Raw genomic sequence first — 14,243 nt, forward strand, 5'->3', positions numbered from 1 at the left:
ACCGCCGCCAGTCAACGCAAACGCCCGGGGCCCGAAGCAATTGCTTCGGGCCCCGGGCGTTTCAGCGATCAAACCATCCCGACGGACAGGCTCCGCGAAAAAGCCCGACGCCTGACCTGCAAAAAAAATGCGCCGGGAATGAGAGTTCCCGGCGCCAGGAGAGAAGGATGACTCCTTCTTTGGGACCTGAAGTAAGGGGAACAGGCCTTTGGTGAAGCCTGTTCCCGCTTCGTTCTACTCAGGGTTGCCAGATTTTCAGCAGCGCTTCGGCCATCTCGGCCGGCGAGTCGGCGACACTGATGCCGCATTCGCGCAGGTAGGCCTTCTTGCTGCCCGCATCCCCTTTACCGCCGGAGATGATGGCCCCGGCATGCCCCATGCGCTTGCCGGCCGGCGCCGTCGCGCCGGCGATGAAGGCGGCGACCGGCTTGGTCATGTGGTTCTTCACGTAGTCGGCGGCCTGCTCTTCGGCGTCGCCGCCGATCTCGCCGATCATGATCACGGATTCGGTGCCGGGATCGGCTTCGAACATCTTCAGCACCTCGAGGTGACTGGTGCCGTTGACCGGGTCACCACCGATGCCGACGCAGGTGCTCTGGCCGATGCCGCGGGTGGTCAGTTGCCAGACCGCTTCATAGGTGAGGGTACCAGAGCGGGAGACCACGCCGACCGGGCCGGGCGTGTGAATGTAACCGGGCATGATGCCGATCTTGCACTGGCCGGGGGTAATGACGCCGGGACAGTTGGGACCGATAAGGCGACTGTTTTTCCCCTGCATATACTGCTTGACCTTGACCATGTCGAGCACCGGAACGCCCTCGGTGATGCAGATAACCAGCTCGATGCCGGCGTCGACCGCTTCCATGATGGCGTCGGCGCTGCCGACCGGCGGAACATAAATAACCGAGGCGTTGGCGCCGGTGGCCTTAACCGCCTGTTCCACGGTATCGAAGACCGGGAAGCCGTCGATGCTGCTGCCGCCCTTGCCGGGGGTGACCCCGCCGACCATCAGGGTGCCGTACTCGCGGGCTCCCTGGGCATGAAAAAGGCCGGTGGCGCCGGTGATCCCCTGGGTAATGACCTTGGTATTTTTATCGACCAGAATACTCATCGCGAACTCTCCTTAAGCGCCGACAGCATGAACGATTTTCTGAGCGGCATCGGCCATGCCGTCGGCGGCGATAATATTGAGCCCCGACTCGGCCAAAAGCTGCTTGCCCTTCTCGACGTTGGTCCCTTCGAGACGCACCACCAGCGGCACCTTGACCCCGACCTGTTTGGCGGCCTCGATAACCCCGGTGGCAATGACGTCGCACTTCATGATACCGCCGAAGATGTTGACCAGAATCCCCTTGACCTTGGGATCGGAGAGGATGAGCTTGAACGCCTCGGTAACTCGCTCGATGGTGGCTCCGCCCCCGACATCAAGGAAGTTGGCCGGGTCGCCGCCATAGTGCTTGATGATGTCCATGGTCGCCATGGCCAGTCCGGCGCCGTTAACCATGCAGCCGATGTTGCCGTCGAGGGCGATGTAGGAGAGGTCGTACTGGGAGGCTTCGATTTCGTTGTGATCCTCCTCGTCGTAGTCGCGCATGTCGCGGATCAGACGATGGCGAAACAGAGCGTTGTCATCGAAGTTGAGCTTGGCATCGATACACAGCAGATTCCCCTCCTTGGTCAGCACCAGAGGATTGATCTCGAGCAGCGAGCAGTCCGATTCGACAAACGCCTTGTAAAGATTCATCAGCAGCGGCACCGCCTGCTTGACCTGGTCGATGCCGAAGCCGAGCTTGAAGGCGACCTTGCGGGCCTGAAACGGGGTCAGCCCGGCCAGCGGGTCGATCGGCTCGAAGAAAAGTTTTTCCGGGGTCTTGGCGGCGACCTCCTCGATGTCCATCCCCCCCTCGGCCGAAGCCATCAGGGTGACCTTCGAAGTGCCCCGGTCAACCAGCAGCGAAAGGTAGAATTCGGAGGCGATGTTGCACCCCTGCTCGACCAGCACCCGCTTGACGTGTTTGCCTTCCGGACCGGTCTGATGGGTCACCAGGGTCATGCCGAGAATCTCACGGGCCAATTGCTTGACCTCGTCGGGGGTCTTGGCGATCTTCACTCCGCCCCCCTTGCCGCGGCCGCCGGCATGGATCTGCGCCTTGACCACACAGACACCGCCGCCGAGGCGCTTGGCCCAGTCACGGGCTGAGTTGCTGTTGTAAATCACGTGCCCCTCGGGAACGGGTACGCCATACTTTTTCAGAATTTCCTTGGCCTGATACTCATGAATGTTCATGTCTTCCTCTTCTGGGGTCTGGAATTACAACCATTCCGGTTTTCGAGCACAACCGTTCCAACCTGTCCACAAAACCGCACAATCCAGGCAGCCTTGCCTGAGATATATTCAGCAGCAATAACAATTCAATACACTCACTCAACAGTGGACACTTGGCCCGACCACTTAAACTCGCCCCCAAGAGCACGACAACATATCGATCCATTGAAGAAAACAGCGTATACGCCAAAACATACTTACCTATCCACGAAATAAATGTCAAGTGGTCTGACCACATTATTTTTTATCTTAAATAAAATAACCATCTAGCAACCTGACCTTCAGGCCAACCCGGACAACCTCCAACGCAAAAAGGCCCGGCGATAGCCGGGCCTTTAAGTGCTGCTCGAATCGATGTCAATGGTTCACTTTTCCGTCAGTGCCTCGAGCATCGCCTCCCCCATGCGGGTCGGACTGGAGGAGACCACCACGCCGCAATCCTGCAGACAGCGGATCTTGTCTTCGGCCTTGCCCTTGCCGCCGGTGACAATCGCACCGGCATGCCCCATGCGCTTGCCGGGAGGGGCGGTCACACCGGCAATGAAGGCGGCGACCGGCTTCTTCATGTTGTCCCGGATCCACAGGGCCGCCTCCTCCTCGGCGCCGCCGCCGATCTCCCCGATCATGAAGACCGCCTCGGTATCGGGATCGTCGTTGAACATCTTGATGACGTCGATGAACTTCATGCCGATGATCGGGTCGCCGCCGATGCCGACGCAGGTCGACTGGCCGAGGCCGGCGTCGGACAGCTGCTTGACCGCCTCGTAGGTGAGGGTGCCGCTGCGGGAAACGACACCGATCTTCCCCGGCTTGTGGATATAGCCGGGCATGATGCCGACCTTGCACACGCCGGGGGTGATCAGGCCGGGGCAGTTGGGGCCGATCAAGCGGGTCTTGCTCTGCTCGACGATCCGCTTGGCCATGACCATGTCGCGTACCGGCACCCCTTCGGTGATGCAGACCGCCAGCTCAATGCCGGCTTCGGCCGCCTCCAGAATGGCGTCGGCCGCCCCCGGCGGCGGTACGAAAATCATCGACACGTTGGCACGGGTGATGCGCAGCGCCTCTTCCATCGAGTCGAAGACCGGGATGCCGTCGACGTGAACGCCGCCCTTGCCCGGAGTGACCCCGGCGACGATATTGGTGCCGTACTCCCGGCACTGCCGGGTATGAAACAGGCCGGTCTTGCCGGTAATCCCCTGAACGACGATGCGACTCTCTTTATTGAGCAGTATGGACATGTCTGATATCTCCCTGAAGACCGTTGCAGATGCGGGGTTTTATTCGGCGGCCTGGACGACCATCCTGACGATGGCTGCGGCGCCTTCGCCGAGAAAATCGACACACTGGACGTTGAGCCCCGAATCGAGCAGCAGCTGTTTGCCTTCTTCGACCTGGGAGCCGTCCATACGGACCACGATCGGCAGGGTGCAATGCACCTCGGAAGCCGCCTCGATGATCCCCTGGGCGATCACATCGCAACGCATGATGCCACCGAAGATGTTGACAAAAACGCCACGCACGTCACGGTCTTCAAGGATGATCTTGAACGCCTCGGCCACCTTCTCGCGGGTCGCCCCGCCGCCGACATCCAGGAAGTTGGCCGGCTCGCCGCCGTTTTCACTGAGCACGTCGAGGGTCGCCATGGCCAGACCGGCCCCGTTGACCATGCAGCCGATATTGCCGGAGAGCTTGATGTACGAGAGGTCGAATTTTCCGGCGGTGATTTCCAGCGGGTCAAGCTGCGAATAATCCTGCAGGTCGTGGTACTCCCAGTGGCGGAACAGGGCGTTGTCGTCGAAGTTGATCTTGGCGTCCATGGCCAGCAGCCAGCCGGCCTTGGTCACCACCAGCGGGTTGATTTCGACCAGCGAACAGTCCTTTTCCAAGAGCAGCCGGTAAAGGTTGAGGATCAGCTGCACGCAGTCCTCGCACAGGCTCCCCTTGAGACCGAGCCCCAGGGCGATCCGCCGGGCCTGGTAGGAACGCAGGCCGGTGAACGGGTCGATGTCCTGGCGGATGATTTTTTCCGGCGATTTGGCCGCCGTCTCCTCGATGTTGACGCCCCCTTCGGCCGAGGCGATCAGGCAGTAGCGCGAGGCTTCGCGGTCGAGGGTGATCGACAGGTAGAACTCGCGGGCGATGCCGACCGTCTCCTCGACCAGGATGCGCCTCACCTTGAGCCCTTGCGGACCGGTCTGCGGCGTGACCAGCCGCTTGCCGAAGAGCTCCTTGGCCACCTCGTGGGCATGCTCCGGATGATGGACCAGCTGCACGCCCCCGGCCTTGCCGCGACCGCCGGCGTAGATCTGCGCCTTGACCACGCAATGCCCGCCCATCATCTTGGCGGCCCGCTCGACCTGGTCGGCGGTCAGCGCCACCCGCCCGCGGGGGACGGGGATGTCGTAGGCGCTCAGAATTTCCTTGGCCTGGTACTCGTGAATGTTCATGGGCTCCTCTCGCTGGTAACGTGAAAACGAACTATGGAACGCCGGACACAAAAAAAGGCCTGTCAGACCAACCTGTGAATTTTAACAGGAGAAGGTCGGACAGGCCAGATGTTTTATTAAAAAAGTCTTGTTAGGAAGATCTATGAAGCTTCGTCGCTACTTCTTGGTCTTTTCCCAATCCGCGAGGAACTTGGCGATCCCGACATCGGTGAGCGGATGCTTGGCCAGCTGGCTGATAACCGCCGGCGGGATGGTGCAGATATCGGCGCCGAGCAAGCCGGCGTTGAGCACATGCAGGGGGCTGCGCACCGAGGCGACGATGATTTCGGTAGCGTAGCCGTAGTTGTCGAAAATGGTCCGGATCTGCTCGATCCCTTCCATGCCGTCGTGGCCGACGTCATCGAGCCGGCCGATGAAGGGCGAAACGTAGGTGGCGCCGGCCTTGGCAGCCAGCAGGGCCTGCAGCGGCGAGAAGATCAGGGTGATGTTGATGCGGATGCCCTCTTCGCTGAAAATCCGGGTCGCCTTGAGCCCTTCCTCGGTCATCGGCACCTTGATGACGATGTTCTTGTGGATTTTCGCCAGTTCGCGCCCCTCGCGAACCATCCCCTCGGCATCGAGGGCGATGACCTCGGCGGAAATCGGGCCGTCGACGAACGAGGCGATTTCGGCGATGACTTCCTTGAAGTCGCGGCCGCTCTTGGCGATCAGCGACGGGTTGGTGGTCACCCCGTCGACCAGCCCGAGTTCACAGGCGGCACGGATTTCACTGACTTCGGCGGTATCGATGAAAAACTTCATGGGTTCCTCCTCAAAGGAAAAATAGGGTCGTATCCGGTTAACGCGTCAGCGTTTCTTGGCGGTAAATTCGTCCCGGCAACGGGCCGAACAGAAATAGTGCTTCTGGCCGCCGACGGTCTTTTCAACGGCATCCCCGCGGGGAACGTAGGTGCCGCACTGGGGATCCTGCACCATATCTTCCCCCTGGCGGCTCTTGTGCGGAGGCAGGGGCCGCTTCCCCCCGGTCAGCGTGCGGGTGACCGCGGTAAAGACGGTATAGGCCAGAAAGCCGAGCAGTCCGAATATCAGCAGTTTGATCATAGGGTCACCATCTGTCATCAAGGCGGTGCACGGCCGCCGAATCGTCGAGGACGGCATGCAGTTCGCGGATCGTTTGTCCGAGCAGCGGGTGGCTCAGGTCGGGAGCCAGTTCGAGCAAGGGGGCCAGCACGAAGCGCCGCAGGTGCAGGCGCGGATGCGGGAGCGTCAGCTCCGGCCCGGCGCAGGTGACATCGGCGTACAGCAGCAGGTCGACATCGAGGGTCCGCGCCCCCCAGCGCTCCTGCCGGATGCGGCCGAAACGCAGCTCGAGCTCGTGGCAGGCCGCCAGCAGGGCATCGGGAGCGAGGGTCGTCGCTACCCGCAGCACCGCGTTGAGATAGGCACCCTGTCCGGCCGGTCCGCCGACCGGGTCGGTCTCGAAAATGGCCGAGGCGCCGGTCACCTCGATTTCGGCATGCCGGTCGAGAGCGGCCCGGGTCTGCCTGAAGGTTGCGAGCCGGTCGCCGAGATTGGCGCCCAGGGCCAGGTACGCTGTGGTCATCGCTTCTCCCCAAAAACGTTGCGATTAAATCACAGCCGCGAGGGCGGGTCAACTTCAACGGAAGCCCAATGCCTTGCCAGCAAGACAAGGGCATGTTAATTCTAGCACAAAAGGAGTTCCCATGAACCTGACCCTGACCCTGGGCGTGGTCGACCTGGACCAGACCGCCGATTTCTACCGCGACATCCTGCACCTGCCCATCGAACGCTTCCTTCCCGGCGCAGGGCACCAGCCGCTGCTGATGCTGCGCCGGGGGGACGCAACCATCCTGTTTCGCCAACTGGAAACCCTCGAGGCCCAGCACCCGGCCCTGTTCCAGAGCCTCCACCGCCACCCGCTCGGGATCGGCATGACCCTGGAATTCATCGCCGCCGACCTCAAGCCGGTGCTGCGCGCCATTGACCGCCAGCAACTGCATCTGCTCTACGAGCTCGAGGACGACGAATTTGACCGTCATGAGATCTGGCTGCATGACCCGAACGGCTACCTGGTGATCCTCTGTCAGGAACGTCCGGATTGATCTCTCCCCCCCGGATGGTGATATACTGGCACAATGCTGCCGGAAAGGAAATCCATGCCTGAACAGAAGCCGCGCGCAAAGCTCGCCCATCGCGACCTGATCGTGAGCACCATCGACACCCTGGCCGGGCGTTACCTGCAGGGAAAAATCCAGGCGATCCGGCTGGCGATGATCGGGCTTTTGTCCGGCGGTCACATCCTGCTCGAAGACATCCCCGGACTGGGCAAGACGACCCTGGCCCTGGCCCTGGCGCAGGTGCTGGGCTTAAGCTTCGGCCGCATCCAGTGCACTTCCGACCTGCTTCCCACCGACATTACCGGGCTCTCGATCTACGACCGTGCGCAGGGTAGCTTCAAGTTCGTGCCGGGGCCTATTTTCAACAACCTGCTGCTGGTCGACGAAATCAACCGGGCCATGCCGCGCACCCAGAGCGCGCTGCTCGAGGCGATGGAGGAGGTGCGGGTGACCGTCGAGGGGACTACCTACCCGCTGCCAGAGCCGTTCATGGTGATCGCCACCCAGAACCCGGTCGAACAGGTCGGCACCTACCCGCTGCCCGAATCCCAGCTCGACCGTTTCAGCCTGCGCACCGGCATCGGTTATCCGCCGGCGGCGGTGGAAAAAGCCATCATCCGCGGCGGCAGCATCCGCGACGAGCTGCGCGACCTGCAGCCGCTGATCAGCCAGCAGCAGATCCTCGAAGCCAAGCAGGCGGTCGCCGCCGACATTTACCTGGCGGAAAAAGTGGCCGACTACATTTTCGCCATCGTCGCCGCCACCCGGGAAAGCCCGCTGCTGACCACGGGGATCTCGACCCGCGGCGGCATCACCATCGCCGCGGCGGCCAAGGCCGCCGCCTACCTCGACGGCCGCGACCACGTCATCCCCGAAGACGTCAAGGCGGTCGCCGTCGCCAGCGGCGCCCACCGGCTGATCCTGCGGCCGGAACACGAAACCCTCAGCAAGCGCGAGGTGCTCAAATCGCTGCTGCAAAAAGTATCGGTGCCGCTCAGCTGAAGCTGACCCGCTCCGGCGTCCTCTACATCGTCATGACCCTGCTGCTCGGCTTCGGCGCGGTCAACACCGGCAACAACCTCCTCTACCTGCTGGTCTCGGCCCTGCTCGGCTTCATGGCGGTCTCCGGCCTGCTCGGCAAGAGCAACCTCGGCCGACCACGGGTGCAGCTGATCCTTCCCGCTGAAATCTACGCCGGGCTGCCGGCGCCGGTCAGGGTGCGACTGCACAACGACCGCCGCCGGCCGGTCTTTCTGCTGCAGGTCGAACTGCTCGGGGAACGCGCGACCTTCAAAGTGGTCGGCGGCGGCGAAACCGCCGAAGAAGAGCTCACCCTCCATTTTCCCAACCGCGGCCGCCAGATCATCGGCCAGGCGCGGCTCAGCTCGATCTTCCCGGTCAATTTTTTTGTTCGCGGCCGCACCATCAAACTCAACCTGCCGACGGTGGTCTTTCCCGCCCCCCGTCCCTGCCGCCCCCTCGCCCCAGCCGACGAGCACCCCCGGCCGGGGGAAGCCCTCGCCGCCGGCAAGGGCCAGCAGGGGGAGATCAGCCGCATCGGCGATTACCGCGGCGGCGAGCCGCTCAAGCAGATCCACTGGAAGCTCTCGGCCCGCGGCGACCAGCTGCTGGTCAAGGAACTGGCCGCCACCGCCGCCCTGCCGGTGCTGCTCGACCTCGACAATCTGCCGGGTCACAGCCTTGAAGAGCGCCTGTCCGGCGCGACCTTCCTGGTCAACCGCTATCTGCGCCAGAACCGGCCGGTCGGCCTGCGCCTGGGCCGCCGGCTGATCCGACCGGCGACCACCCGCAGTCACCGCCTGCACCTGCTGACCGAACTGGGGACCTATGGTCAGGGTTAGGACGCTGCTCGACATCCTGGGCACCCTGATCTGCCTGGTCGGGGTCGCTCCGCTCTACCCCTTTCTCGACCTGCCGGCGAAAGTCGCCTTCCCGCTGGCCCTGGTCGCCGGCACCCTGTTCGACCGGCGCCGCCGGTACCCGCTGCCGCCGCTGGCAGCCACGACACTGTCGATCGCCTGCGTGGCCATCTATGCCCTGCAGATCAGCCGCACCACCCTGGTCGAACCGGCGGTCAACATCCTGGTGCTGCTGCTGGCAGTGCGCCTGGTCACCGAGAAGAGCGGCCGCAACTATCTGCAGATCTTCGTCCTCGCCATCTTCACCCTGGCCGGCTCCTCGCTACTGACGCTGAGCATCGCCTTTTTCGGCTACCTGGTGCTGCTGGTGGTGCTGGTCACCGTCGGCCTGGTGCTGATCAGCTTCCATGCCGTCGATCCCGAGCTGGTACTGGAGCGGCCGCAGGCGAAAAAAGTGCTGGCCGTCGCCCTGCTGCTGCCAGCGGCCTCCCTGCTGCTGATGCTCTTTTTCTTCGCCATTCTGCCCCGCACCGAACACGCCCTGTGGAACTTCCTTAACCCCGCATCGACCAGCTCGACCGGCTTTACCGACCAGGTCCGGCCGGGCCATTTCGCGGCCATCGCCGCCACCGAAGATATCGCCTTTCGGGTCAAAAGCGAACCGGTCGGTCCCGACCAGCTCTACTGGCGAACGATCGTCCTCAACACCATGGACGGCACCACCTGGATCCGCAAGGATCCGCCGGGCAATGAGGTCCTCCGGGTAACCGGCGGCGGGTCACTGCCCCAGGAATTCTTCTGCGAACCGCGCCAGGGGCGCTACCTGCCGACCCTCGACCTGCCTATGCAGATTTCCGGGCTACGTCACCGAGACGCCGGCGAACGGGTGTTCAGCGTCTACCGGCTCAGCGAGCGGCGGGTGCATTACCAGGTGACCTCGATGCCGGGAGGCCAGCTCGAACAGCGCGGGCTAATAAATCGCGACTTCTACCTCCGGCCTCCCGTTCCGGTCTCGGCGCGAGTCGCCGAAATCTCCCGCCGGATCGCCGCCGACGCTCCCACGGCCGCTGGCCGCATCGAGCGACTGCAGACCTTCTTTATCGACCAGCAACTGAGCTACGCCACCAGCGACCTGCCCGGACCGACCGACCCGGTGGACGAATTCCTGTTCGAGAAAAAACGCGGATACTGCGAGTTTTTCGCCTCCTCTTTCGCCCAGTTGCTGCGCCTCGCCGGGGTGCCGGCCCGGCTGGTCGGCGGCTACTACGGCGGCGAATACAATCAGCTCGGGGGCTACTACCTGGTCACCGAGGACACCGCCCATGTCTGGGTCGAGGCACTGCTCGAGGACGGCCGCTGGCTCCGCATCGACCCCAGCCGGCTGGCCAGCAACGCCAGCACCACGCTACTCGACACCCGCCCCCGGCAGCTCGGCATCGCCCGGCGGCTGGCCGACTCCATCGATTACTTCTGGACCCAGGCGGTGCTCACCTACGACTTCGGCCGCCAGATCCAGATAGCCAAGGGAGCCCGCAACAGCCTGCGCGGCAAAGCTCCGAGCCTGACCGTCAAACCGCTGCTGGTCGGCCTGGCGACGCTCTGCATTGTCATGCTGTTGCTGAAACAGCTGCGAAGGGGGGGAAAGAGCCGGCAGGAGCGGATACTTGCGGCTTACTTGCGCCAGGTAAAAAAATGCCACGGGCTGGCGGCGCTACCTGAAGGGGTGGGGCTGTACGAACTGGCTCGGCGACTGAACGATCCGCTCTGCCGTGAATTCGCCGAACTCTACGGCGGCGCGATCTACCGGGATCGCCGACTGACCGACGAAGAACTGCGACGGCTGCGGGAACTGGTCAGGGAATTGGGCCGCAAGGGGCCGGTTTTGGACAGGAGCTAGCTGGAGGAGGGGGCGCCGCCTTTCGGCTTGCGCGGCCGGCGTCTTCTGGGCCGTCTCGATTTGCGCCGGTCGGAATCCTCCCCTTTTCGCTTTTCCTGAAATTGCTCGTCCTGCGCCAGCGCCTCCCGCCACTCGGCGGCCAACTGGGTGCCTTCCGGGTTGTCGGCATGCCAGAGAGCGAACAGCTCGAGGGCCTGGCTGGTCATCGGATGCTGCAGGAAGCGGCGCTCCCCCCGCTTGCCGCGCCCGCGGCTGAGGCGGAAGACCCCGACCATCAACTCCCGGGCCAGGTGGCGGGTTCCGTGAGCGACATGAAAATAACCGCAATGGGGCGACAGCACCAGGCCGGCAATCCGTACCGCATCGGTGACCAGGGCCTCGCTCTCAGGGGAACAGGTCCGCAGAAACCGGGGCAGGTAAATCGCGGCCAGGGCCAAGGGTTCTTCAATCGGTACGCCGGAAGCGGTACGGGCATCGACCCGGTCGAGCAGGGCGAAGGTTTCCTCCTCCCCCTCGAAACCGGCCAGCAGGTGCGGCAGCAGCCCGAGCGCCTGGGCGTTGCGCAGCACCTCGCCGGCGACCCGGTGCCGGAACAGCTCCATCAGCTCTTCGCGGATTCGGGCCGGCGCGGCCTCGGCGATCAGCGGGGCGCGCACGTAGATCCCCTGGCGCACCGAGTCGTCGAGAGAAAAGCCGAGCCGGGCGGCGAATTCCAGCGCCCGCAGCATGCGCACCGGATCCTCGGTAAAACGCACCAGGGGATCGCCGATCACCCGCAGGCGCCGGGCCTCGAGGTCGGCCAAACCGCCGACATAATCAATAATTGAGAAGGTATTGATATCGTAGAACAGGGCGTTGATGGTAAAGTCCCGCCGAAAAGCGTCTTCCTGCGGGGTTCCGAAGATATTTTCAGTAAAGAAAAAATGGTCGGCCGGATCTTCGGGGAGATCGTCCGGACGGGCCTGACGGCGGAAGGTGGCCACTTCGATCACCTCGTTGGCGCCAAAGCGGATGTGCCCCAGGCGGAACCGGCGACCGACCAGGAAGCAGTTGCGGAACAGCTTCTTGACCTGGTTGGGCGTGGCGTCGGTGCCGACGTCGAAATCCTTGGGCGTACGCCCCAGCAACAGATCGCGCACCCCGCCACCGACCAGGTAAGCCTTGTGCCCCTGCCGGGCCAAGCGGTACAGCACCTTGAGGGTATTCTCGTCGATACTTTTGCGGGAGATGCCGTGCTCAGCGCGGGAGAGGACAACCGGCTGGCCGGCTCCTGTGATTTCGGTGGAAGGTGTCATATCAGAACACTTGAATGCGGTTGGAAAAGTGGGCCGGCAAAGCCCAAAAGCGCAGCTAATGTAGCAAACCAGCGAAGGAAATAAAAGGGTTAAAAGCGGGATTGTCAGCGCCGGACAAAAAACCTAGAATACCCTCTCCATGCAATTACCACCTTTTACCAGGGACAAGGCTTCCGAAATGCATCACAACCTGCTGGTCATTCTCGGCCCGACCGCCTCGGGCAAAACCCGCCTCGGCGTCGCTGCCGCAGGCGCCTTGAACGGTGAAATCATTTCCGCCGACTCGCGCCAGGTCTACCGCGGGATGGACATCGGCACCGGCAAGGACCTGGCGGAATACGGCGAGGTTCCCTATCATCTCATCGACATCGTCGATCCCGGCTACGAATTCAACGTCTTCGAATTTCAGCGGCGGTTTTTCGACACCTTTGCCGACATCCACAGCCGTGACCGTCTGCCGGTCCTGGTGGGCGGCACGGGTCTCTACCTCGACGCCGTGCTCAAGGGCTACCGGCTGGTGGCGGTGCCCGAGAACCCCGAACTGCGCCGGCAGCTGGCCGAACTGGACAACGAACAGCTGACCGCGCGCCTCACGTCCCTGCGCCCGCAGCAGCACAACACCACCGACAGCCTCGAGCGCGAGCGCCTGGTGCGGGCCATTGAAATCGCCGAAGGCGAAACGGCAGCCAGCGCCAAGCTGCCTCCCCTGCCCGAACTGCACCCGCTGGTCTTCGGCGTTCAGTGGGCGCGCACCATCCTGCGCCAGCGCATCACCGCCCGGCTCAAAGAGCGGCTGGAACAAGGAATGATCGAGGAAGTCGAACGCCTGCACCGTGACGGCGTCCCCTTTGAAACCCTCGAATTCTACGGTCTGGAATACCGCTTCGTGGCCCAGTTCCTGAAGGGCGAGCTCAACCGCAACGACATGATGCAGAAACTCAACAGCGCCATCCACCAGTTCGCCAAGCGCCAGGAAACCTGGTTCCGCAGGATGGAACGACAGGGCACCGCCATCCACTGGCTCGACGGCGCCGGCGATCCGCTGCGGCAACTGCTCGACACCTGGCACCAGTACTCGTAAAGGAATCGACCGTGGCCTTCCCCACCTTCACCCTGCAGCTGCCAAACTGGGTCGACACCCTGCTCAGCGACCCGCAGCAATGCTACCCGAGCGAGCAATCCCGCATGGAACTGGCTATCGCCCTGGCCCGGCGCAACGTCGAAACCGGCACCGGCGGACCCTTCGGCGCCGCGGTCTTCGAGCTGGAAAGCGGCCGACTGGTCGCCCCCGGCATCAACCTGGTCATCCCTGCCGGCTGCTCGGCCGCCCACGCCGAGATCGTCGCCCTCACCCTGGCCCAGCAGCAGACCGGCTGCTACCGGCTGGGGATGGATGGCAAGCGCTTTGAGCTGGTCAGCTCCACCGAGCCCTGCGCCATGTGCCTGGGGGCGATCCCCTGGTCCGGAATTGTCCGCCTGACCTGCGGCGCCCGCGACGAAGACGCCCGCGGCATCGGTTTCGACGAAGGGGCCAAGCCGGCGCAATGGATTTTGGAATTGGAGCGACGGGGGATCGAGGTCGTCCGCGACGTCTGCCGCAGCGAAGCGACAGCCGTGCTGCGCCAGTACCGGGATCAGGGGGGAGAAATCTACAACGGCGACGCTCAGCGCTCCTGAGGGATTGAACGTTCGGCCTGAATCGCCGGTTTGATATCAAGCAGTGGAGTGCCGCTGATGCAATCGAGGCCGCGAACGGTGACACCCGATTCGTCGATCGACTCGATCGGCAGCACCGCCGCCCCGATCGGATTGGGCCGGTTCGGCGTGCGCAGGGCAAAGACCCCGGCATAGTCTCCCGACTTGCGCGAATTCATCCGCAGCACGCTGCGATCACCGCCACCGAGCCAATAGAGGATCAGGATCGACTGCCCCGCTTCCAATCCGAGCAGACCGGGGACGAACCGCTCTTCAATCCGTAGCCGACAGAGCGGACCGGCTGAGTCGATATTGCGCGGGCAGTCCTCGATTCGCGCATAAGGGGTTTCGATCGTTCCGATAAACACCAGCTTGTCAGCCATCTGTCACCTCCGGCAAAATCACATTATGCAACATTCTTGTTGACAGCGGTGAAGGCATTTGGTATCTAATCCGTCCCGACACGAAATTGTCGTCACGAGCGGGAATAACTCAGTGGTAGAGTGCAACCTTGCCAAGGTTGAAGTCGCGAGTTCGAATCTCGTTTCCCGCTCCAAAAAAA

The 14,243-nt window shown here is 63.1% G+C and carries 15 protein-coding genes and 1 tRNA gene; 7 read left to right on the plus strand and 9 right to left on the minus strand.

Going from position 1 to position 14,243, the window contains the following annotated elements; genetic code table 11:
- Positions 1–238: 238 nt before the first annotated feature.
- From sucD (ABYV89_RS07800) to folK, 7 genes are all read right to left on the minus strand, one after another.
- On the minus strand, positions 239–1,111 hold the full coding sequence (sucD, locus tag ABYV89_RS07800) for a succinate--CoA ligase subunit alpha (protein ID WP_432822385.1): 873 nt from the start codon (positions 1,109–1,111) through the stop codon (positions 239–241).
- A 12-nt stretch (positions 1,112–1,123) separates the two neighbouring features.
- Positions 1,124–2,287 carry an ADP-forming succinate--CoA ligase subunit beta gene (gene sucC / locus ABYV89_RS07805; RefSeq protein ID WP_432822386.1) on the minus strand — a complete coding sequence of 388 codons (1,164 nt, stop codon included), beginning with the start codon at positions 2,285–2,287 and terminating at the stop codon, positions 1,124–1,126.
- A 404-nt stretch (positions 2,288–2,691) separates the two neighbouring features.
- A complete protein-coding gene (sucD, locus tag ABYV89_RS07810; RefSeq protein WP_432822387.1) occupies positions 2,692–3,567 on the minus strand; it encodes a succinate--CoA ligase subunit alpha in 876 nt (291 codons plus the stop codon).
- A 39-nt stretch (positions 3,568–3,606) separates the two neighbouring features.
- Positions 3,607–4,776 (minus strand): ADP-forming succinate--CoA ligase subunit beta, encoded by a 1,170-nt coding sequence (gene sucC, locus ABYV89_RS07815; RefSeq protein ID WP_432822388.1) that lies wholly within the window; start codon positions 4,774–4,776, stop codon positions 3,607–3,609.
- A gap of 156 nt (positions 4,777–4,932) precedes the next feature.
- A complete protein-coding gene (gene fsa, locus ABYV89_RS07820; protein ID WP_432822389.1) occupies positions 4,933–5,577 on the minus strand; it encodes a fructose-6-phosphate aldolase in 645 nt (214 codons plus the stop codon).
- 45 nt (positions 5,578–5,622) lie between these two features.
- Positions 5,623–5,877, minus strand: coding sequence for a YHS domain-containing protein (locus tag ABYV89_RS07825; RefSeq protein ID WP_432822390.1), 255 nt, complete (start codon positions 5,875–5,877; stop codon positions 5,623–5,625).
- Between the two features lie 4 nt (positions 5,878–5,881).
- Positions 5,882–6,379, minus strand: a complete 498-nt coding sequence (gene folK / locus ABYV89_RS07830; protein ID WP_432822391.1) for a 2-amino-4-hydroxy-6-hydroxymethyldihydropteridine diphosphokinase — start codon at positions 6,377–6,379, stop codon at positions 5,882–5,884.
- A 121-nt stretch (positions 6,380–6,500) separates the two neighbouring features.
- On the opposite strand from folK, the gene ABYV89_RS07835 reads away from it, so the two are divergent.
- Genes ABYV89_RS07835 through ABYV89_RS07850 form a run of 4 tightly spaced genes read left to right on the plus strand, consistent with a single transcriptional unit; the run spans position 6,501 to position 10,691 of the window.
- Positions 6,501–6,899, plus strand: coding sequence for a VOC family protein (locus ABYV89_RS07835; protein WP_432822392.1), 399 nt, complete (start codon positions 6,501–6,503; stop codon positions 6,897–6,899).
- A gap of 54 nt (positions 6,900–6,953) precedes the next feature.
- Entirely contained in the window at positions 6,954–7,916 is a 963-nt protein-coding gene (locus ABYV89_RS07840) for an AAA family ATPase (RefSeq protein WP_432822393.1), read from the plus strand.
- 32 nt (positions 7,917–7,948) lie between these two features.
- Positions 7,949–8,776 (plus strand): DUF58 domain-containing protein, encoded by an 828-nt coding sequence (locus tag ABYV89_RS07845; protein ID WP_432822394.1) that lies wholly within the window; start codon positions 7,949–7,951, stop codon positions 8,774–8,776.
- Positions 8,763–10,691 carry a transglutaminaseTgpA domain-containing protein gene (locus tag ABYV89_RS07850; RefSeq protein ID WP_432822395.1) on the plus strand — a complete coding sequence of 643 codons (1,929 nt, stop codon included), beginning with the start codon at positions 8,763–8,765 and terminating at the stop codon, positions 10,689–10,691. The genes ABYV89_RS07845 and ABYV89_RS07850 overlap by 14 nt, the downstream gene beginning before the upstream one ends.
- On the opposite strand, the gene pcnB is transcribed toward ABYV89_RS07850, so the two are convergent.
- Positions 10,688–11,986, minus strand: a complete 1,299-nt coding sequence (gene pcnB / locus ABYV89_RS07855) for a polynucleotide adenylyltransferase PcnB (RefSeq protein ID WP_432822396.1) — start codon at positions 11,984–11,986, stop codon at positions 10,688–10,690. The genes ABYV89_RS07850 and pcnB overlap by 4 nt on opposite strands.
- A 178-nt stretch (positions 11,987–12,164) precedes the next feature.
- On the opposite strand from pcnB, the gene miaA reads away from it, so the two are divergent.
- Positions 12,165–13,067: a tRNA (adenosine(37)-N6)-dimethylallyltransferase MiaA gene (gene miaA / locus ABYV89_RS07860; protein WP_432822399.1), complete on the plus strand. Its 903-nt coding sequence runs from the start codon at positions 12,165–12,167 to the stop codon at positions 13,065–13,067.
- An 11-nt stretch (positions 13,068–13,078) separates the two neighbouring features.
- Positions 13,079–13,663, plus strand: a complete 585-nt coding sequence (locus ABYV89_RS07865; RefSeq protein WP_432822397.1) for a nucleoside deaminase — start codon at positions 13,079–13,081, stop codon at positions 13,661–13,663.
- On the opposite strand, the gene ABYV89_RS07870 is transcribed toward ABYV89_RS07865, so the two are convergent.
- A complete protein-coding gene (locus ABYV89_RS07870; protein ID WP_432822398.1) occupies positions 13,651–14,064 on the minus strand; it encodes an SAM-dependent methyltransferase in 414 nt (137 codons plus the stop codon). The two genes, ABYV89_RS07865 and ABYV89_RS07870, sit on opposite strands and share 13 nt — an antisense overlap.
- 98 nt (positions 14,065–14,162) lie before the next feature.
- On the opposite strand from ABYV89_RS07870, the gene ABYV89_RS07875 reads away from it, so the two are divergent.
- Positions 14,163–14,237: transfer RNA gene (locus tag ABYV89_RS07875), tRNA-Gly, on the plus strand.
- The last annotated feature ends 6 nt before the right edge of the window (positions 14,238–14,243 follow it).

This window comes from Trichloromonas sp., assembly GCF_041583255.1.
Classification (GTDB): Bacteria; Desulfobacterota; Desulfuromonadia; order Desulfuromonadales; family Trichloromonadaceae; genus Trichloromonas.

Coding starts and splice junctions, on each gene's coding strand:
- sucD (WP_432822385.1), bottom strand. CDS start 1,111: ATGAGTATTCTGGTCGATAAAAATACCAAGGTCATTACCCAGGGGATC.
- sucC (WP_432822386.1), bottom strand. CDS start 2,287: ATGAACATTCATGAGTATCAGGCCAAGGAAATTCTGAAAAAGTATGGC.
- sucD (WP_432822387.1), bottom strand. CDS start 3,567: ATGTCCATACTGCTCAATAAAGAGAGTCGCATCGTCGTTCAGGGGATT.
- sucC (WP_432822388.1), bottom strand. CDS start 4,776: ATGAACATTCACGAGTACCAGGCCAAGGAAATTCTGAGCGCCTACGAC.
- fsa (WP_432822389.1), bottom strand. CDS start 5,577: ATGAAGTTTTTCATCGATACCGCCGAAGTCAGTGAAATCCGTGCCGCC.
- ABYV89_RS07825 (WP_432822390.1), bottom strand. CDS start 5,877: ATGATCAAACTGCTGATATTCGGACTGCTCGGCTTTCTGGCCTATACC.
- folK (WP_432822391.1), bottom strand. CDS start 6,379: ATGACCACAGCGTACCTGGCCCTGGGCGCCAATCTCGGCGACCGGCTC.
- ABYV89_RS07835 (WP_432822392.1), top strand. CDS start 6,501: ATGAACCTGACCCTGACCCTGGGCGTGGTCGACCTGGACCAGACCGCC.
- ABYV89_RS07840 (WP_432822393.1), top strand. CDS start 6,954: ATGCCTGAACAGAAGCCGCGCGCAAAGCTCGCCCATCGCGACCTGATC.
- ABYV89_RS07845 (WP_432822394.1), top strand. CDS start 7,949: ATGACCCTGCTGCTCGGCTTCGGCGCGGTCAACACCGGCAACAACCTC.
- ABYV89_RS07850 (WP_432822395.1), top strand. CDS start 8,763: ATGGTCAGGGTTAGGACGCTGCTCGACATCCTGGGCACCCTGATCTGC.
- pcnB (WP_432822396.1), bottom strand. CDS start 11,986: ATGACACCTTCCACCGAAATCACAGGAGCCGGCCAGCCGGTTGTCCTC.
- miaA (WP_432822399.1), top strand. CDS start 12,165: ATGCATCACAACCTGCTGGTCATTCTCGGCCCGACCGCCTCGGGCAAA.
- ABYV89_RS07870 (WP_432822398.1), bottom strand. CDS start 14,064: ATGGCTGACAAGCTGGTGTTTATCGGAACGATCGAAACCCCTTATGCG.